Source organism: Sphingopyxis italica (assembly GCF_011926545.1).
GTDB lineage: Bacteria > Pseudomonadota > Alphaproteobacteria > Sphingomonadales > Sphingomonadaceae > Sphingopyxis > Sphingopyxis italica.
Genome location: NZ_JAATIT010000002.1, coordinates 488,883 through 506,739 on the forward strand (window position 1 = coordinate 488,883; position 17,857 = coordinate 506,739).

A 17,857-nucleotide genomic window follows, 5' to 3' on the forward strand; every position below is an offset into this window, starting at 1 on the left:
ATGTTCGCGCCCGGACCATATGCTCGGCACATAATTTCAAACGGGGATAATATCATGGCGCGCTTCGCTCTCGCCCTTGCGGCGACTCTGGCTTGTTCAACCTCGGTCTGGGCGCAAGCCGCGCCCGATGCCGACGCGAAGAAGGAGGATAAGTGGGACGTCAACGCCCCGCCGGGCCTCGCGACGCGCAAGGTTCAGCTGTCGGTCGACGAGGGAAGCTGGATGAACGTCGATGTCGCCCCCGACGGCCGCACGATCGCGTTCGACCTGCTCGGCGACATCTACACCATGCCGATCGAAGGCGGGACGCCGACGCGAATCGCCGAGGGGCTCGCCTTTGAGCATCAGCCGCGCTTCTCGCCCGACGGCCAGCGCCTCGCCTTCGTCTCCGACCGCGCGGGCGGCGACAATATCTGGCTGATGAATCGCGACGGCAGCGACAAGCGCCAAATCTCGAAAGAAGATTTCCGCCTGCTCAACCAGCCGAGCTGGTCGCCCGACGGCCAGTTCCTCGTCGCCAAGAAACATTTCACCACCGGACGCTCGCTCGGCACCGGCGAGGTGTGGATGTATCACGTCTCGGGCGGCGCGGGCGTGCCGCTGGTCAAGAAGCCCAATGAAAAGCACCAGAAGGAGCTGGGCGAGCCGATCTTCGCTCCCGACGGCAAGAGCGTCTATTATACGCGCAACGTCACCCCCGGCCCGATCTTCGAATATGCACAGGACAGCAACACCGACCTGTTCCACATCGAACGCTATGACTTGGGCGATGGCGAAATCAGCACCGCCGCGTCAGGGCCCGGCGGCGCGGTGCGGCCGACTCCTTCGCCCGACGGCAAGCGCCTCGCCTTCGTCCGGCGCGAAGGCACGCAGTCGAAGCTGTACGTCAAGGACCTCGCCTCGGGCGTCGAGAAAAAAGTCTATGACGCGCTCGACCAGGATGTGCAGGAAACCTGGGCGGTCACCGGCGTCTATCCCAACATGGCGTGGACCCCCGACAGCCGCGACATCGTCTTCTGGGCCGGCGGCAAGCTGCGCCGCGTGAACGGTAACGGTGGCGAGGCGCGGATCATTCCGTTCAGCATCAATGACGACCGCGTGATCGTCGATGCGACGCACCCGGCGGTCGAGGTCGCGCCCGACAGCTTCGCCACCAAAATGCCGCGCTGGGCCGAAGTGTCGCCCGACGGCCGCAGCGTCGTCTTCGAAACGCTCGGCAAGCTCTGGGTCAAGCCCGCGACCGGCGGCACCGCGCGGCGGCTGACGAGCGCCAAGGACGCCGCGATGGAGCTGTGGCCGAGCTGGTCACGCGACGGCAAGTCGCTCGTCTTCGTGCGCTGGACCGACGCCGGTCTGGGCGAGATCCACGTCACCGGCGCGGGCGGCGGCAACTCGCGCAAGGTGACCGGGACGCCCGGCCATTATGCCGAACCGCGCTTCTCGCCCGACGGCAAGACGATCGTGTTCGAGCGGCGCGGCGGCGGGGGGCTCACCTCGGAGCGTTGGGGCGAAGACCCCGGCGTCTATCGCATCGCCGCCGCTGGCGGGGCGGCCGAACGGATCGCTAGCGACGGCGCCAAGCCGCAATTCGGCGCGACGAGCGACCGTGTGTTCATGGTCACCGCGGGCGGCGGCAAGAGCCAGCTCGTCAGCACCGACCTCCACGGAGAGGACAAGCGCGTTCATGCGAGTGGCGAGCTCGTCAGCGATTACGAGATTTCGCCCGACGGCCGCACGCTCGCCTTCCGGCAGAATTACGACGCCTATGTCACCCCGTTGATGCCCGGCGGACAGGATGTGTCGCTCGGCATCAAGAGCGGCGCGCTCCCCGTCACCCGCGTTTCGGGCAGCGGCGCCGAATATATGCACTGGTCGGACGGCGGTCGCCGCCTGCACTGGAGCCGCGGCGCGACGCTGCTCAGCGCCGATCTCGCAAGCCTCTTCGCGAGCGCGCCCATGGACGACAAGGCGCCGAAATTCACGCCGCCGACCGATGGCGTCTCCTTGTCGATGACACGAGCGGCGGCGAAGCATGAAGGCATCGTCGTCATTACCGGCGCGAAGATCGTGACGATGGCCGACAAGGACGGCGGGGTGATCGAAAATGGCGCGATCGTCATCGACGGCGACCGGATCACCGCGGTCGGCCCGGCGAGCGCGATCACCGTGCCTGCGGGCGCGGTGACGATCGATGCGGCGGGCAAGACGATCGTCCCCGGCTTCGTCGACGCGCACGCGCACGGATCGCACGGCGACGACGAGTTGGTCCCGCAACAGAACTGGTCCGAAATCGTCAATCTCGCGATGGGCACGACGACGAGCCATAACCCCTCGTCGCGCGCGTCGGAGATTTTCGTCTCGTCCGAAATGCAGCGCGCCGGCCTGATCCTGGCGCCGCGCATCTTTTCGACCGGCGAGGTCATCTATGGCGCGAAGGCGGCGGGCGTCTATGCCGAGATCAACGGCTATGACGACGCGCTCGCGCACGTCCGCCGGCTGAAGGCGCAAGGCGCGCACAGCGTCAAGAATTACAACCAGCCGCGCCGCGACCAGCGCCAGATGGTCGTCAAGGCCGCGCAGATGGAGGGCATGACCGTCGTGCCCGAGGGCGGTTCGCTGTTCACGCAGGACGTGACGCTGATCCAGGACGGCAACTCGACCGTCGAGCACAACATTCCGCTCGACATCTTCTACAAGGACCTCGTCCAGCTGTGGGGCCAGACCGAGGTTGATTACACCCCGACGCTGGTCGTGACCTATGGCGGCCCCGCCGGCGATCCCTATTGGCGTGCGCATACCAACGTCTGGGAACATCCGATCCTGACAAAGCATATCCCGCCGGCCGAACTCGCCGCGAACAACAAGCGCCGAGTGATCGCTCCGGAAAGCGACTACGTCGACGATGATTCGGCGCGCGAGGCGGGCAAGATCGCCGCGGCGGGCCGCATGGTCTCGATCGGCGCGCACGGTCAGCAATCGGGGCTCGGGGCGCATTGGGAAATCTGGTCGTTCGTACGCGGCGGCTGGAGCAATATCGACGCGCTGCGCGCCGCGACGATCATGCCTGCAACATCGCTCGGCTATGCCAAGGATGTGGGATCGCTCGAGGCGGGCAAGCTCGCCGACCTCGTGATCCTCGACGCCGACCCGACGCAGGACATCCGCAACACCGAGAAAATCCACCGCGTAATGCTCGGCGGACACCTCTATGATCCGCTGACGATGAACGAGGTCGCGACGGGCGACCGCACGCGCGCGTCCTATTGGTGGGAAGCCGACAAGCCCTGACCGGCGCGCCCTTGCGGCGGCGGCCCCGCGAAATTGTGACGAGAGGGTTGCAAGTCTCGCGGACCGCCGCTAGGGGCGTCTCCTCTCAGCGAGGAGAGTTGGCTGAGTGGTCGAAAGCGTCGCACTCGAAATGCGAAGTGCCGGCAACGGTACCGAGGGTTCGAATCCCTCACTCTCCTCCATTTCTTTCCCTTAGCGGATTGAAATGATTGGCCTTTTCGACCGAGGCCTTAAATCGTTCCCTCATTCGTGCCCACATAAGGTTTTCTTTATGCGCGCTTCGCGATATATTCGCCGGCAGGGGAAGCGTGCGCCAACCGAAGAAGGCCCCCGCTGGTTTATCGGCTGTGCCGAACCACTCCGCCCGATCGTTGCGGCGCTTCCCTCACCAATCCAGCCGCCGTCGCTCGCACTCAAAAAGGCTTGGACAGCTCGAAAGAAAACAGGCCAAAACTCTCGCGCCCATCCTTCCCCCGAACCTTTTTGATTCCGAGCCTGACGATTTGCATGGAATCTCTACGAAGCTCGTTGAGGAGGGCTTGAGCGAGATCGGTGGGAAGACCCATGAAGACCTCGCATCCTCCGCTTTCGTAAATCCTCACCCCGCCGATGCGTGACTCTTTAAACCAGTCCGTCATTGGACCGACAATAATGCCGATCCGCTCGGGTAGATGAAGCGCGTCAATGACGGTCTCATCTCGGTGCAGCACCTTGCCGTAGATCGAAAATCCTCGACCTGCGTCCCACCCGTCGATGAATGCGATCTTGAAATCGCTCTCCATCACGTTGTCTATTTCTACCGCGACCCACTCATCCGGCAATTCAAAGCGGAAATTTTCGGCTTGCCGCGACTTGGGCAACTGCTCCAAAATTCTCAAGCACATAAAAATGACCGCGACGATCAATCCGGCGATGACCCAATTGTCCATCAAGCAAGCCCGATCAACGCGGCTATTGCTCCGCCAGCAAAACTTCCGAGAGAAAGTAGAGCGGCACCGACGCCGACCTTCAAGAAAGTGTCACCCCGCTTCTCCTCTGAGGATTCATCCTCTCGATGATCGAGCCTCGCCATCGCAGACCGCGAATTGATCGCTTGCTTGTGGACTGCGAGCATATAACTGGCCTGCGAATAGAACGCGCCAAAATATGCGAACATCGCGAGCCCGAGGCCGCCGGCAAACGACGCGAACGAACGTTTCAACCAAAGCAGATCGAAGGCCGCTCGCTCGTGGCCGAGAAATGTAAATAGGGCGATGATCGCGCCCCCGTTGACCAGCACCAAAGTTTTGAGCGCAGACTGTGAGAAATCGTGCTGGAATTGCAGACGTTGCGCCGCCTCCGCCATGTAGGCCTCATAGTCGCGCCGGTTGGTATCGTAGTATGGAACGACGTCCGATTGGTTCTCTTTCATTGCCGCCCCTCCGCGTTGGAGCAAACATATGGCACGACGCGAGAATGCGGAAAAGGGTCCCCTTGATTACTCCAGCACGAACCCCGGAGGCAGCGCCTCGACCTCGAACCCGGGAGGCGGTGGCGGAATGCCGTTCACTTCGGCAAACTGCTCCAGTTGCTCAGGGCTGGCATCAGGCGACGTCAGCATGGTGCCATAGGCTTCCTGCACTTCGGGCCGCATCCCGGCGAACGCGTTCTGTTTCTTGAAATCCGCCAGCGTCGCAGCGTCCCAACTGGAATAATCAATGGCGCCGAATTTCTGGCCCTTGCGAATGTCTGCGATAAACTCGGGGGCCGCCGCTTCGGATGCCTGCCGCCCCTTGCTCTTCCAGTAGGCGTCAAGGTCCGCCTGGCTGAAATTCTTGTTGCCCGACTGGCTGGCGAGGAAGCCGTAGAAATCACGCTCCTCCTCGTCGGTGAGGCGCTGAAACTCGGGCCGCAACTCAGGCAGGTCGCTGGTATAAACCGCCTCCTCGCCGGGACGGATTTTCAGGTTCCAACGGTCAGCCGTGCGGTGGACGTCGGGAGTCATATATTCGGTAGCGTGCGCGCCCTGCCGGTTCAGGCGGCCAAGACGCTCGGCTTCCAGATACTGCCCACGGCGGCCGGGATCGTCGGCGAGATATTCGGGTGCGGCGAGGCCGTGCCCCTGCCACAGCATCGGCAGCGCGGCATCAAGATCGCCGTCGCGGGCAATAACGACGGGGCGACCGAACGTCTGCTTGCCGATGCCGCGCACATCGGTCTGCGGGGTGATGAACCCCTCCAACGCGTTCGTGGACTGCTCGCCGATACGCAGCGGGCCACGACCGGGGCGATAGCCGATCTGGTCCGACTCCCAAGCATCGAACCCCGACAGGCGGGCATTGCGCTTGTCGGTCAGGCGGATTGTGTCGCCGTCCACGACTTCGCCGGTCGGCTCCAGCTCGAAACCCGGCGGCGGCGGAGGATCAATCCCTTGTCATCGTCCCGGCGCCGCGAGGAATCGAGCCGACGCGATGGAGGATCAGCTAATGGCGCCTACACGGCGCGCGGAGCCGGTGCCATTTACGATAGGAGAATCTGAGAGTGAGCGTGATAACCCTCAACATTGACATTGGCGAGCTGGCCAGCGCCCTTGCCGACCAGTTGGCCGAGCGCGGACTCGTCGTGCCGCAACAGGCCGAACGATCCGACGCAGACGAACTGTGGAGCGCCGCGCAGGTCCGCGATTATCTCGGCATCGGTCAAACCACATTCTATCAGCGCCGCAAGACGCCGGGTTTCCCTAGCCTCGTTGATCGACCGGGGCAGCCCCGTTGGCGCGCAGGCGAGATACGCGCTTGGGCTGCCGGGAATTGACCATATAACGGGGGAGCGAGGCGCTCATCGGAGGGTGGCGGGGGAAACCTTGCCGCCCTCATTTTTTGCGCCGTCCCCGCTCAGGTTGCGCCAATTCTGGATTATAGACAGGGCTTTTGCTTCGCCAGTCGTTGCTCCCGGCGTAGAGTTTGCTGGTTGCGCGCCAGTCCCCGCCATCGGTCAAGTTCGACAGATACACGTCGATTTGCTCACGGCTCCACCGCTCCTTTCCACCAAAGAAGATCGGCATAGGCAGACGCCCTGAGACCACTTCACGCTCAAACGCCGCTTCCGACATGTCGAGATAGGCCGCAGCGGTTTTACGCAGCATGGCCGCAGGCCAATACGGCAGCTTGGTCTCCCTTGCCCGATGGGCACCTGTCACTGTGCAGGAACGATCATCGTTTGAAACCTGTGGACGTCACTCCCAATGGCAATCGTGATAACTGCCGGAGTCGGCTGCTTCACCTTTCTCAGAGCCTTGGGAATCTCAATTGCGACCCGGCCACCGAACGAACCGCCAGGGTCCACGGTGGACGTCTGCATGTTGGCGTCAAGGGCAGCGACAGCCGCTTGCTCATTGCGCTGGATCGTTTGCATCATTTGCTGATTGTCGCGATTCGCCTGCGCTTGCGCGGCCTGAGCTGCGCCAGCGTCATAGCTGCTGTAGTTCCCGTGCGCGTAAGACCCGTCATTTCCGTATGCGGAGAAAGTGCCGTTGCTACTCCCGGCATTCGAGGCCGCGGCGGAATTGGAACCCGCCGCCAGCGCCCCCGCCAAGCGTCGCCACTTTGCCTTGTTCCTCGTTTCTCGCAGAAGCTGGTCATATGTCAGGACGACGAAGGTTTCCCCCTGCGCGGAAACCGAGATGTTTTCAGGTCCAAAATTATAGGGAACCTCGCCGACGTTCCGCGTCAGCACCACCAGAGACGCGCGCTTTTTTGTCGGCTCGCGGTCCTCCATGACTCCGACAACCGAGCGCTCCATGACGCTTGTTACGGCCTCGGTGCCGGAAAACATGCGCGAGGATTGCGTCTCATCGGCGCGAACATCGAGCAGCACCTTTGCATTCGCTGCGACAGGCACAAGCATCGCCACGCTAACGAGTAAGATAAAACGCTTCACAGGCCCGCCCCCTACTGCTGTCATCCAGCGTTATAGCTAGTTTACACAAGCGCCGATAGTTGTTCGGTGGCCCCGCCACATCGGGTCGCTGATGCGGCGGGGCTGGCGACCAGATAGCCGTAGCCGGTAAAGGATGGGTGAAACTCTCAAATCGAGAGCAGTTCCGCTTGATTCCCTACCCACAATGACCGACATTTGTCCCGCTGGTCGGCCGGACGAACGAGACGCCACGGCCTTGGGGCGGGAGCTTGAGACTACCCGCCCGCCAGTCTCTGTTTTCCCGCCGCCGTCATGATAGCCTCAGACGTCTCGCTGAGCGAGCCGCGGACGGTTTGCTTGTGATCCGCGTCGAAGAAGATATCGGTAAGCGGCCCGCTGTTGTCCGTGTCGCCATCCATGGTGCGAATGAGGTCGATGTTCACGATTACCGGATCGCCAAAGGGATCATTGAACGTAACCAGCCTCATCGTCTCTCTCCTGTCCGCCTATGATTTTCCGTTGATTGTTTTCAAGTATCTGGAGAACCCGGTGGCCCTTAGATTCTCTTCTCGCACGCGCGCGCGTATCGGTCTCGTTATTCCCTCGCGCGCGCGTATTGCTGCAAAAACCCCGCGCGCGTGATTGCGTCCAACAATTCCCCTGCCCGCTTTTTCCCGCCCTAAGGGTGCCTGACAAAATTCGGGGCCTATGACTGCCTCGCAAAATTCCGGCATGACTGCCTGAAAAAATTATGCACCTTTCGGCGTCGCACAATTCGCCCCTTTTTCTGGCATGAAGAAATTACGTGCCTCGCGTATCGTCTCCGCTGTTTCCGCCTGTAAAAACAGTTAGGTCTACCACCAGCGTTCGCGCGCCAGTTGAGCAGCCCTCGCAATCAGGGACGGGTCAAGCTCGATTGCCGCCACCAGCACCAGCATGGCGTGATGCGGCGAGTATCGTTTCTGCTCGGCATTGCGGACAACATCCTTCGTCAGCCCGTAGCGCTCGGCGAACCGCACCTGGCTCATTCGCAATTGCCGGAACCGCAGCGCCGCCAGATCGCGACCGAACTTCGCATCCCCTGTATCTTCGCCTTCCGTCATGCTGGTCTCCATTAAATCCCATTATCAATTGGCGTCACGTGACCGTCACGACCCCCGCAGATTCTGCACCCGTCGAAATGCCGAAAATCGCCCACGATGATTTTTGCTTGTGTCGGTCCCATAGGAAGGGGGGCAGAGGGGAGAAGGGGTGTAGTATTATATTGGGGCAAGAATCTTTCCCCTTTGGCAGATCAGAGAAGGCGGGCCATCGGGGGGTCATTTTTCCCCTTCCCGCCCGGATGGATTATCTCGATGAAGTAGCGATCAACCAGCACGTCGCGGGCCGCACGATAGGTCGGGAGGCTCACCCCGATCAGGCTGGCGGCCTCACGCGCCAAGGTGAAGGGCTTTCCGTTGCGGTTGCTATGGGCCATGCGAAGCTGGATCAGCAGCGCAAGCGCGGTCGGCTGGTCTAGCAGGTGGTCAGCCTCGCTGCGCGTGATGACGGCGTTCGCCTCTCCACCGACGCGGAACAATCGGCCCTCGCTCTTGTAGCCCCAGATCGACGAGGCCACCCGGCTAACCTCTTCGGCGCTCATAGGCTCGGCAAACTGTGAATTGATCCGGGCCACCATTTGCATCAAGTCCTCCAATGATGTCGCGCTGTGACCAGCGGCGATCGATCGCTTGAACAAGGCCCTGTTCCGACCGTCGCCATCCTTCATAGCCCTGATTGGCGAATTGTCTGGCATCGCAGCTTCCGCCGCAGGTTCAGCGTCGGGACCAAACTTCGGCAGCCGCATTTTCGGCAACGATCCGAGATCGGCAAGACTGCCTTGGATTATCTCATAGGAGCCGACGCCGCCGTGACTTGGCGCGGCGATTACCAAGCCCCCACCGAGAATGTCGAACTTGCGCGACGGATCAGGCCGAACCATCCTCTTTTCGCCATTATGGGCATAGTAGGCATGAAACTTGCCCGACGCGCTGCGGACGATGAACGGCGAAGGCCCAAACTCGTCCATGGCGTCCCTGAATCCGCGTTCGTCGGGTTCGTCATAGTCAAAGACGGTGATCTTGTTTCGAGGGCCACACCATAGGCCTAGACCCGCAGCGCCGGAGAACTTGCGGCGCAACTCGCCAGCACCGCGAAGGCCCATGCCCGCCACGCCGCGAGGTTCGACGAGCGCGAAATAGAGATCGCACTTGGTCGGGCGCTTTGGGTTCGCCGCCCTGGCACCGTCTTTCGATGCTTCGCTATGCTGGCGAAAGCCAGCCCCTTCGCCGTCTCGATAGCTGGGTGGGTCGGGTTGGTTGATACGTTCATGCCGCATGACGCATCCCCTTCGCGGCATTGGCTTCGACGCGACTTGCGATCCGGTCGAGCCATTGCTGTTGAAGCGCGGACGGATTGCGGACGGTGGCAATATCATGGAGGAATCGGCGCTCGCGCGGCCCCAGAGTGTTCGCAAGCCCTCAGGCCGTTCCACAATTGCTCTTTGCCCGAGTTGTAGTCTTTTCCGCAGTCGTAAAGAAGCTGTGCCAGCCGGTCAGCCCGTAGCCATTCCTCATCGTTACTCATCGTCGCCTCCGCTGGCGATCCGCAGTTGAAGATGACGACGCGGCAGCCGGTGCGGAACCGGCGTTCGGGGATCAGCCTAGCCGCGCCGCCTGCTCACGCCCGCCTCTCGGCAAGCTGAACGACGTTCGATGTTTCGCCCATCAGGAAACCCGACCAATGGTCTAGGAGGGTGCGGCGCATCAGAAGGAATTGGGTGCGCTTGTAAGCTCGCACCACGGCATCAGGAACGACGTGCGCCAGCGCAGCCTCTGCCACCGCATCCGGTATCTCCGGGTGACGTTCGGCCGCAAAGTCGCGCAGCGAGGATCGGAACCCGTGAGGGACGAAAGGCAGTTTCGCATCGCGCATTACCTTGCTTATCGTCATATCCGACAGCTCGGTCTTTTTCCGGTTCGGGAATATCAGCGCGTCGGGCTTGCTCGAATCCGACAGCGCCGTTGCGCGTTGCAAGACAGCGAGGGCCGCAGCGTTCAGAGTGACCGTGTGGGCTTCGCCAGTCTTTCGCATCAGATCGGCGGGCCGGTTCCAGTCCGATCGCTCAAGATCAATATGACCCCAGCGCGCTTCACGGACCTCTATCGAGCGCGCCCCGGTAGCGATCAGGAACATGAGCGCGAGGCGACCGACCGTTTCGTTTTCCTCCCCGAGCTTGCGGTAGAAGGCTGGCACGTCAGCAAAAGGCATGGCGGCGAAGTTCCCGCCCTTCTTGGTCTTGCCGGTCAATGCGCGCACAGAGGCGCGAGGTGCTTCCGTCGCTCGCCATTTCTTCGCATGGGAATAGTCGAGAACCGCGGCGATCCGCTGGCGGGTCTTTTTCGCCATATCCGGTTTAGTGAGCCAGATCGGCGCGAGCGCAGCCGCAATGTCGGCAGCCTCGATAGTATCGACCCGACGACTGCCAAGCAGCGGATAGGCGTGCGCCTCAAGGCTATTCAGGAAAGCATCAGCCGTGCGCTTGGCCCAGCCGTGCGATTGCGCGGCATGGGTAGCGATAGCGGCTTCCTTGAACGTCGGCGGCGGATTGCGGTCCTTCCGCCGCTCGGCAACGGGATCGCCACCGGCCTTAGCGACATTCCGATACCGCGTGGAAAGCTCGCGCGCCTCTGCCAGCGTCAACCGCGCCTTTTTCTCAAGGGCGATATCGTCACCCATGCTGCCGCGCTCGGACAGGGCGGCAGTTTCCAGCGCGCCCAGCCCGTAATCGCGCCGCTCGCCTTCATACTGAACCCGCAACACCCAAGAGCGCGCGCCGGTCGGCTTCACGACTAGATACAGCCCCCCACCGTCCGCGTAGCGCCCCGGCTTTAGGTTCGGGCTGGTTATCTGTTTGACGGTCAGAGCCATCGCCATTCGTTCCCACACTTTTACGCGGCAGCGAGCGAAGCGCCGCGAATGTCAGCGAAGGATAGTGCGAGCAGAATCCTTTGCAAGAGCGGGTTTCATCGGGCGACGGCGAAACCGAGCGAAAGAACAGTTAGGTTCCCTCACTCTCCTCCATTTTTCCCTGTTTTCGACCCAGGCGAACAGCCGCCCCGGCCTCACGCCGGGACGGCTGGAATGCCTAGCCCCTGATGCTGAGCAGCGATGGCGCCGTCAGCGACGCGACGACCGCGCCGACGATCAGGAACAACACGATCGCGACGATGACGACGACGGCGGTATAACCGAGCGCCTTGTCTTCGGGGGCCTTCATCAGCACTGGCAACCCCAGATAGAGAAGATAGAGCCCATAGAGGCCGAACAGCGCGCCGATCAATCCGAGCGCGGGAACCAGCCCGAAAATCGCGCCGACCCAGCCCGCGGTTCCCGAATAGGCCGCCACCTTCAGCGCCTGCACCTGATCCTTCTGTCCGCCGAAATTGGGCGCCAGCCCGTCGATGACGAGCGCGAGGATGAAGACGGTCGCGAGCGTCAGGCCATAGGACAAGACGGCGGAACCGAGCGCGGTGCCAATCGGCGGATGATAGGTGACGCCAAAGGCGGTGAAGCCGAAGACCTGCCCGCCGATGAACTGTGCGATCGGGCCGATCGCGGCGAGCACCACCACGTAAGGAGCATAGATCGACTGCGTCGTCGCGGGCTCAGCCGCGATGACCGGCCATGTTTCCTTCGGCTTCAGCAAAATATCCTTCGCGCGCTGGACGATGCCCGAAGCCGGGCCGGAGATATTGGGTGGTACGTCAGCCATGATGCTACTCCCCTGAAGATACGGCCCGCGACCCGAATGGGAAAACGCACAAGCCAAGGGAGCAATTAGCTCATATGGCCAGTGCATCTGTAACGCTGATCACAGCCGATTCGGCGATCCGCGGCCGTTGCAAATGTAACGGACTTGAAACGGGCGTAAACAGCCATAGATTGATCATATGACATTCGAGTCTTCCTCCGAACTTCCCGCAACCGTTACTGCCCCGCTGATCGGCCGCGCGCGCTTTGCGCCGGGCGACATCGTGCGCCATCGCATGTTCGATTTTCGTGGCGTCGTGTTCGACATCGACCCGGTCTTTGCCAACAGCGACGAATGGTATGAGGCGATTCCGGAGGAAATCCGCCCCGCCAAGGAGCAACCCTATTATCACCTGCTCGCCGAAAACGGCGACTCATCCTATATCGCCTATGTCAGCCAGCAGAATCTGGTCGCCGACGGCGACGGCGGGCCGATCGACCACCCGCAGATCGAGGCGATGTTCGACGGGCTCGACCACGGCCGCTACCGCGTCCGCGCGATCCATCGCCATTAGGGCATGATAATTCTCACTTGAATCGTCATCCCGGCGAAGCCTGTCCTGAGCGTCTACAAGGCAGTCGAAGGGGCCGGGATGACGGATAGAAGGAAGGCGGTCTCGCTTAGTGGGGACGAACGTCAGGCCTTCAGCTTCCAGCCCGATGCCAGCAGGCGATAGGTGATGACGCCGAGCAGGATATTGACCGCGACCAGCACCAGCGCCGCCGTCAGCACCGGATTGGCAATCGTTGAATCGACCGTGCCGATGAAGCCGTAGCGAAAGCCCATGATCGCGTAATAGACGGGATTGCCATGCGCGATTGTCTGGAACCAGGGCGCCAGCTTGTCGACCGAGTAGAAAGTGCCCGACAGCAGCGCGAGCGGGGTGACGACGAAATTGGTCACCGCGGCGGCATGGTCGAATTTTTCGGCCCAGACCGACGTAATGAGACCGAGGAAGCCGAGCATCATCGCGCCGAGAATGCCGAAAATGGCGACCGCCCAAAGATGATCGGTGCCGACATGGACGCCCGGCCACAGCAGCATTGCGAGCCAGAGCGCGAGACCGACGAGGACCGCGCGCGTGACCGCGGCGCCGACCAGCGCGATGATCAGCTCCCCGACCGCGAGCGGCGGCATCAGATAATCGACGATCGTCCCCTGGATCTTGCCGACGAGGAGCGAGAAGCTCGAATTGGCGAAGCTGTTCTGCAGCATCGCCATCATGATCAGGCCGGGCGCGATGAAATCGGCGAAGGGCACGCCGATGACCGTGCGCCCCGCGCCGCCGAGCGCGACGGTGAAAATGACGAGGAACAGGAGCGTGGTAATCGCCGGGGCCCAGATTGTTTGCAGCTGGACCTTGAAAAAGCGCCGCACCTCCTTGACATATAGCGCCTGCATACCCGGCACGTTCAGCGTGTGGATGTGCGGGACGCCGGGTTCGGCGAAAGCCGGAACCGCGCGGATATTCGCTGAGTCGGCGTTCGAAATTTGGGGCTGGTCGTTCATGGCGTTCTCGCCTATCGCCTCCCCGATCTTACCGCAAGCTGGGCCGTCGTGACTTCGATCCGAAAGGATCGCAATGCGGACGATATGGCCCGCGGCGTGGAATGATAAGGAACATTTAGATGTCATGGACTGACGAGCGCATCGAACAGCTGCGCAACATGTGGGAAAAGGGCTTGACCGCCAGCCAAATCGCCGACGAACTCGGCGGGGTCAGCCGCAATGCGGTGATCGGCAAGGCGCACCGCCTCGGCCTGAAGTCGCGCCCCTCACCCGTCAAGGCGACCGACAAGGTGGCAAAGCCGGTCAAGGCCGCGGCGCCCAAGCCCGCGTCTCCCGCCGTCGCTCCGCGACCCGCAGCCCCGGTAGCGCCGCGTCCCGTGACAGCGGCGCCAAGGCCTGAACCCAAGCCGCCCGTCCAGGCATCAGACGAAGGCGGCGTCCAAGCCGCGCCGAAGCCGGACGCGCCGCGTATCGTTTCGATCGGCCCCGGCGGCTTTATCCGCCAGGGTCCCGGCGACCAGCAGGCGCCGATCCCGCCCGCGCCGCCGCGCCGGCTGGTGCCCGCGAAGCCGAGCCCCGAGATCGCAGACAAGACGACCTTACTCGACCTCAACGACCGCATCTGCCGCTGGCCGATGGGGCATCCGGGCGAGCCCGACTTCCATTTCTGCGGTGAGGCCGTGAACCCCGGCTTCCCCTATTGCGTGGAGCATTGCGGACGCGCCTATCAGGCGCAGCTGCCGCGCGGTACGCGCCGCCCGCCCCCGCCGCCGCCCTTCGGTGGTCCCCGAGTTCGTTAAGAGCATCCGGTGAGGCCCTTCGGGCAGGATTTCGAATTCGCCCGCGCGCTCGGTCTGCAAATGGTCGAGCGCGCTGACGGGCGCTGCACGATGGCGATCGATATCGAGGCCGCGCGTCATTTCAATCCGCAGGGCGTCGCGCACGGCGGCGTCGCCTATTCGCTCGCCGATACCGCGATGGGCGGCGCGCTGTTCAGCACGCTCGACGATGGTTTCTGGTGCGCGACGCTGGAGATCAAGTTCAACTATCATGTCGGCGTGCGCGAAGGCCGGCTGATTTGTGAGGCAAGCGTGCTCCACAAGGGCAAACGTGTCGCGAATATCGACGCGCGCCTGTTCCAGCACGACCGTCTTGTCGCGAGCGCGAACGGCAATTTCGCGATCTTTCCGGCGCCAAACGCCGGATAAGTGAAAGGCGCCGGATCGTTGACCCGGCGCCTCCCTTTCCGCTCCCAAGAGGTCAGAAGCGGTAGCTCAACGTCCCGCGCACGCTGTGCGTCTGGAAATTCGGGTCGCTGCGGCGAATATCGGTCCCGCCGCCGTTCAGCAGGAACGGGTTGGTCGCCGGATCCGCGGTGCCGGCGCCGACGTTCACGACATAATCCTTGTCCTTGACGTCGGTGTACAGATATTCGAGCCCGAGCCCGATATTGTTGGTGACCATCACCTCGGCGCCGCCGCCGACGGTATAGCCCCAGGCATTGGTCTTGCCATTGTCGTCAAAGCTGTTCGCGGCGTTCGTCGTCGTGAACTTGTTGTCGAGCCGCGCATAGGCGCCGCCGCCCGTGACATAGAAGAGCGCGCCGCCGCCCGGTGTATAGCCGGCGCGCAGGCGAGCATTCGCCTGATAGTCGGCTTCACGGCTGATCGTGTAGCTCGCGGGCGTCGTCGAAAAGCCGCTGACGCTGTCGCGCGCGACGCTGTGGCCGCCCTCGATCACCGCGCCGAGCACGAAATTGCCCATGCGCTTGTCATAGCCGAGGCGCCCGAAAAATTCGGGTCCGTCCTTGTCGTTGCGGCAACCGACATTGGCGGTTCCCGTCGCGGCACCGTTACAGAAGCCGGGGCCGAAGGCATCGGTGTCGCCCACGGTCGTCACCTGGTCGCCATAGGTGCCATCCTGATCGGTGTCGAAAATCAGGGATTCACCGCGGTCGCTTCCTTGCAGCGATGCGCCGCCGCCAATCGAGATATAGGGTCCGTCGAAGTCCTGCGACGCGTCGCGATTGTCTTGCGCGATGGCCGGAACGGCGAACAGGGAAGCCGCCGAAACGGCGAGGAGAGCTGCGAATTTCATTGTTATTACTCCACTTTTTGATGACCTTGCAGTCGCCGGTCCAACCCGGCGGCGCCCGCCAAAGTTCCTTGCGTTCGTCGAAATGCGATGAACCGAGCCCGTCGCAAGATGCGTGCGCGCGGCCCAAAACCGCGCTTGCCAGCGCCCTTCCCGGCCCCTTATAGCCATCCTATGAGTCACGATTTGTTCGACGCCGCGAACCCCGCCACCGAAAGCTACAACGCTTCGCAGATCGAGGTGCTGGAAGGGCTCGAACCCGTTCGCCGCCGCCCCGGCATGTACATCGGTGGAACCGACGAGCGCGCGCTCCACCATCTCGCCGCGGAGGTCATCGACAACAGCATGGACGAGGCCGTCGCGGGCCACGCGACGCGCATCGAGGTCATGCTCGATGCCGGCAACCGGCTGACCGTCGTCGACAACGGCCGCGGCATGCCGGTCGATCCGCATCCGAAATTCCCGGGCAAGTCGGCGCTCGAGGTCATCATGACGATGCTCCATTCGGGCGGGAAGTTCGAGGGCAAGGCCTATGCGACGTCGGGCGGCCTCCACGGCGTCGGGGTCAGCGTCGTCAACGCCTTGTCGGTCGACACGGTGATCGAGGTCGCGCGGAACAAGCTACTCTATCGCCAGCGTTTTTCACGCGGCGCCCCGCTCGGCGGGCTTGAGGAACTGGGCCCGACCCCCAATCGTCGAGGCACGAGCGTGTCGTTCGTTCCCGATCCCGAAATCTTTGGTGAGCATGGCCGCTTCAAGCCGCAGCGCCTCTATCGCATGGCGCGTTCGAAGGCCTATCTGTTCGCGGGCGTCGAAATCCGCTGGAAATGCGCGCCCGAACTGATCGGCGACGACACACCCGCCGAGGCGGTGTTCCAGTTTCCCGGCGGCCTTGCCGATCACCTCAAAGAACAGATTGGCACGCGCGAATGCGCGACCGCCGAACCCTTCGTCGGGCGTCAGGAATTCCCTGGCGAACAGGGCCGCGCCGAATGGGCGATCGCCTGGCCGCTCTGGTCCGACGGATCGTATAGCTGGTATTGCAACACCATCCCCACGCCAGCGGGCGGCACGCACGAAGCCGGGCTGCGCGCCGCGCTGACCAAGGGCTTGCGCGCGTTTGGCGAGTTGATCGGACAGAAAAAGGCGGCGCAGATCACCGCCGAAGACGTGTTCAACGGCGGCGAGATGATGCTGTCGGTCTTTATCCGCGATCCGCAGTTCCAGAGTCAGACCAAGGATCGCCTCTCGAGCCCCGAAGCCGCGCGCCTCACCGAAAATGCCGTGCGCGACCATTTCGACCATTTCCTGTCGGACAATATGGACCGCGGCCGCGCGCTGCTCGGCCTCGTCCTCGACCGCATGGATGAGCGCCTCAAGCGCAAGGCCGAGCGTGAGGTCAAGCGCAAGACCGCAACCAGCGGTCGCAAGCTCCGCCTGCCCGGCAAGCTGACGGACTGTGCGAACAACGGCCCCGAAGGCACGGAATTATTTATCGTCGAAGGCGACAGCGCGGGGGGCAGCGCCAAGCAAGCACGCGACCGCAAGACGCAGGCGATCCTGCCGATCCGCGGAAAGATCTTGAATGTCGCGAGCGCCAGTGCCGACAAGATTCGCGCCAATCAGGAGATCGCCGATCTCGCGCTCGCGCTCGGCTGCGGAATGCGTAAGGATTGCGACGCCGATCGGCTGCGTTACGACAAGATCGTGATCATGACGGACGCCGACGTCGACGGCGCGCATATCGCGACGCTGCTGATGACCTTCTTCTTTCAGGAAATGCCCGACATCGTGCGCGAGGGGCATGTCTATCTCGCGCAGCCGCCGCTCTATCGGCTGACGGCAGGCAGCACATCGGCCTATGCGCGCGACGACGCGCACCGCGCCGAGCTCGAAGCGACGCTGTTCAAGGGCAAGAAGGTCGAGGTCGGGCGTTTTAAGGGTTTGGGCGAAATGAACCCCAATCAATTGAAGGAAACGACGATGGACCCGGCGACGCGCTCGATGCTGCGCGTCACGCTGCCGCAGGAATATGAAGAACGGCATCAGGTCAAGGATCTGGTCGACCGGCTGATGGGCAAGCATCCCGAGCACCGCTTTCAGTTCATCCAGGCCAATGCCGCGACGCTCGACGAGGCGGCGATCGACGCCTGACGAAAAAATTTTCGCGTCCCCGTCAGAAAGTCGCCGCCCCGCCGACTAAAAGGGCATGCGACA

General features: G+C 62.7%; 18 protein-coding genes and 1 tRNA gene. 7 read left to right on the top strand and 12 right to left on the bottom strand.

Annotated elements, in window-relative coordinates; genetic code table 11:
• Positions 1 to 54 precede the first annotated feature (54 nt).
• Positions 55 to 3,288, top strand: a complete 3,234-nt coding sequence (locus GGR90_RS10020) for an amidohydrolase family protein (protein WP_167921288.1) — start codon at positions 55 to 57, stop codon at positions 3,286 to 3,288.
• A gap of 92 nt (positions 3,289 to 3,380) precedes the next feature.
• A tRNA-Ser gene (locus GGR90_RS10025) sits at positions 3,381 to 3,470 on the top strand.
• A gap of 231 nt (positions 3,471 to 3,701) precedes the next feature.
• Here GGR90_RS10025 and GGR90_RS10030 read toward each other — a convergent pair.
• From GGR90_RS10030 to GGR90_RS10040, 3 genes are all read right to left on the bottom strand, one after another.
• Positions 3,702 to 4,217, bottom strand: a complete 516-nt coding sequence (locus GGR90_RS10030; RefSeq protein ID WP_167921289.1) for a hypothetical protein — start codon at positions 4,215 to 4,217, stop codon at positions 3,702 to 3,704.
• A complete protein-coding gene (locus GGR90_RS10035) occupies positions 4,217 to 4,699 on the bottom strand; it encodes a hypothetical protein (RefSeq protein WP_167921290.1) in 483 nt (160 codons plus the stop codon). The genes GGR90_RS10030 and GGR90_RS10035 overlap by 1 nt, the downstream gene beginning before the upstream one ends.
• A gap of 66 nt (positions 4,700 to 4,765) precedes the next feature.
• Entirely contained in the window at positions 4,766 to 5,644 is an 879-nt protein-coding gene (locus GGR90_RS10040; RefSeq protein WP_167921291.1) for a thermonuclease family protein, read from the bottom strand.
• Between the two features lie 164 nt (positions 5,645 to 5,808).
• On the opposite strand from GGR90_RS10040, the gene GGR90_RS10045 reads away from it, so the two are divergent.
• Complete coding sequence (locus tag GGR90_RS10045; protein WP_167921292.1) at positions 5,809 to 6,081, top strand: helix-turn-helix transcriptional regulator; 273 nt, start codon at positions 5,809 to 5,811, stop codon at positions 6,079 to 6,081.
• Between the two features lie 58 nt (positions 6,082 to 6,139).
• Here GGR90_RS10045 and GGR90_RS10050 read toward each other — a convergent pair whose 3' ends face one another.
• The 7 genes from GGR90_RS10050 to GGR90_RS10080 all read right to left on the bottom strand — a co-directional run bounded on the left by GGR90_RS10050 (position 6,140) and on the right by GGR90_RS10080 (position 11,998).
• Complete coding sequence (locus GGR90_RS10050; RefSeq protein ID WP_167921293.1) at positions 6,140 to 6,412, bottom strand: hypothetical protein; 273 nt, start codon at positions 6,410 to 6,412, stop codon at positions 6,140 to 6,142.
• A gap of 50 nt (positions 6,413 to 6,462) precedes the next feature.
• Positions 6,463 to 7,206, bottom strand: a complete 744-nt coding sequence (locus GGR90_RS10055; protein ID WP_167921294.1) for a hypothetical protein — start codon at positions 7,204 to 7,206, stop codon at positions 6,463 to 6,465.
• A 254-nt stretch (positions 7,207 to 7,460) separates the two neighbouring features.
• Positions 7,461 to 7,673 carry a hypothetical protein gene (locus GGR90_RS10060; RefSeq protein WP_167921295.1) on the bottom strand — a complete coding sequence of 71 codons (213 nt, stop codon included), beginning with the start codon at positions 7,671 to 7,673 and terminating at the stop codon, positions 7,461 to 7,463.
• Positions 7,674 to 8,039: 366 nt separating this feature from the next.
• Positions 8,040 to 8,288: a helix-turn-helix domain-containing protein gene (locus tag GGR90_RS10065; protein WP_167921296.1), complete on the bottom strand. Its 249-nt coding sequence runs from the start codon at positions 8,286 to 8,288 to the stop codon at positions 8,040 to 8,042.
• Positions 8,289 to 8,479: 191 nt separating this feature from the next.
• Positions 8,480 to 9,562: a primase C-terminal domain-containing protein gene (locus GGR90_RS10070; protein ID WP_167921297.1), complete on the bottom strand. Its 1,083-nt coding sequence runs from the start codon at positions 9,560 to 9,562 to the stop codon at positions 8,480 to 8,482.
• A gap of 341 nt (positions 9,563 to 9,903) precedes the next feature.
• Positions 9,904 to 11,154: a tyrosine-type recombinase/integrase gene (locus GGR90_RS10075; protein WP_167921298.1), complete on the bottom strand. Its 1,251-nt coding sequence runs from the start codon at positions 11,152 to 11,154 to the stop codon at positions 9,904 to 9,906.
• 217 nt (positions 11,155 to 11,371) lie between these two features.
• Positions 11,372 to 11,998: a Yip1 family protein gene (locus GGR90_RS10080; protein ID WP_209023669.1), complete on the bottom strand. Its 627-nt coding sequence runs from the start codon at positions 11,996 to 11,998 to the stop codon at positions 11,372 to 11,374.
• 178 nt (positions 11,999 to 12,176) lie between these two features.
• Here GGR90_RS10080 and hspQ point away from each other — a divergent pair, with 178 nt between their 5' ends.
• Positions 12,177 to 12,551, top strand: coding sequence for a heat shock protein HspQ (hspQ, locus tag GGR90_RS10085; protein WP_167921299.1), 375 nt, complete (start codon positions 12,177 to 12,179; stop codon positions 12,549 to 12,551).
• A gap of 122 nt (positions 12,552 to 12,673) precedes the next feature.
• Here the strand turns inward: hspQ and GGR90_RS10090 are convergent, their stop codons facing one another.
• Positions 12,674 to 13,546 (bottom strand): ABC transporter permease, encoded by an 873-nt coding sequence (locus GGR90_RS10090; RefSeq protein ID WP_167921300.1) that lies wholly within the window; start codon positions 13,544 to 13,546, stop codon positions 12,674 to 12,676.
• Positions 13,547 to 13,665: 119 nt separating this feature from the next.
• Between GGR90_RS10090 and GGR90_RS10095 the strand changes: the two genes are divergently transcribed.
• Together GGR90_RS10095 and GGR90_RS10100 are read left to right on the top strand one after the other, a co-directional pair.
• Entirely contained in the window at positions 13,666 to 14,346 is a 681-nt protein-coding gene (locus GGR90_RS10095; protein ID WP_167921301.1) for a GcrA family cell cycle regulator, read from the top strand.
• A 9-nt stretch (positions 14,347 to 14,355) separates the two neighbouring features.
• Positions 14,356 to 14,754 carry a hotdog fold thioesterase gene (locus GGR90_RS10100; protein ID WP_167921302.1) on the top strand — a complete coding sequence of 133 codons (399 nt, stop codon included), beginning with the start codon at positions 14,356 to 14,358 and terminating at the stop codon, positions 14,752 to 14,754.
• Between the two features lie 52 nt (positions 14,755 to 14,806).
• On the opposite strand, the gene GGR90_RS10105 is transcribed toward GGR90_RS10100, so the two are convergent.
• Positions 14,807 to 15,643, bottom strand: coding sequence for an outer membrane protein (locus GGR90_RS10105; protein WP_167921303.1), 837 nt, complete (start codon positions 15,641 to 15,643; stop codon positions 14,807 to 14,809).
• A gap of 171 nt (positions 15,644 to 15,814) precedes the next feature.
• Between GGR90_RS10105 and parE the strand changes: the two genes are divergently transcribed.
• The gene (gene parE, locus GGR90_RS10110) at positions 15,815 to 17,794 is read left to right on the top strand and encodes a DNA topoisomerase IV subunit B (protein ID WP_167921304.1); all 1,980 of its coding nucleotides are present in this window, start codon (positions 15,815 to 15,817) and stop codon (positions 17,792 to 17,794) included.
• Positions 17,795 to 17,857 lie beyond the last annotated feature (63 nt).

Coding starts and splice junctions, on each gene's coding strand:
- GGR90_RS10035 (WP_167921290.1), bottom strand. CDS start 4,699: ATGAAAGAGAACCAATCGGACGTCGTTCCATACTACGATACCAACCGG.
- GGR90_RS10070 (WP_167921297.1), bottom strand. CDS start 9,562: ATGCGGCATGAACGTATCAACCAACCCGACCCACCCAGCTATCGAGAC.
- GGR90_RS10095 (WP_167921301.1), top strand. CDS start 13,666: ATGTCATGGACTGACGAGCGCATCGAACAGCTGCGCAACATGTGGGAA.
- GGR90_RS10105 (WP_167921303.1), bottom strand. CDS start 15,643: ATGAAATTCGCAGCTCTCCTCGCCGTTTCGGCGGCTTCCCTGTTCGCC.
- GGR90_RS10050 (WP_167921293.1), bottom strand. CDS start 6,412: ATGCTGCGTAAAACCGCTGCGGCCTATCTCGACATGTCGGAAGCGGCG.
- GGR90_RS10075 (WP_167921298.1), bottom strand. CDS start 11,154: ATGGCTCTGACCGTCAAACAGATAACCAGCCCGAACCTAAAGCCGGGG.
- hspQ (WP_167921299.1), top strand. CDS start 12,177: ATGACATTCGAGTCTTCCTCCGAACTTCCCGCAACCGTTACTGCCCCG.
- GGR90_RS10080 (WP_209023669.1), bottom strand. CDS start 11,998: ATGGCTGACGTACCACCCAATATCTCCGGCCCGGCTTCGGGCATCGTC.
- GGR90_RS10065 (WP_167921296.1), bottom strand. CDS start 8,288: ATGACGGAAGGCGAAGATACAGGGGATGCGAAGTTCGGTCGCGATCTG.
- GGR90_RS10030 (WP_167921289.1), bottom strand. CDS start 4,217: ATGGACAATTGGGTCATCGCCGGATTGATCGTCGCGGTCATTTTTATG.
- GGR90_RS10090 (WP_167921300.1), bottom strand. CDS start 13,546: ATGAACGACCAGCCCCAAATTTCGAACGCCGACTCAGCGAATATCCGC.
- parE (WP_167921304.1), top strand. CDS start 15,815: ATGAGTCACGATTTGTTCGACGCCGCGAACCCCGCCACCGAAAGCTAC.
- GGR90_RS10060 (WP_167921295.1), bottom strand. CDS start 7,673: ATGAGGCTGGTTACGTTCAATGATCCCTTTGGCGATCCGGTAATCGTG.
- GGR90_RS10020 (WP_167921288.1), top strand. CDS start 55: ATGGCGCGCTTCGCTCTCGCCCTTGCGGCGACTCTGGCTTGTTCAACC.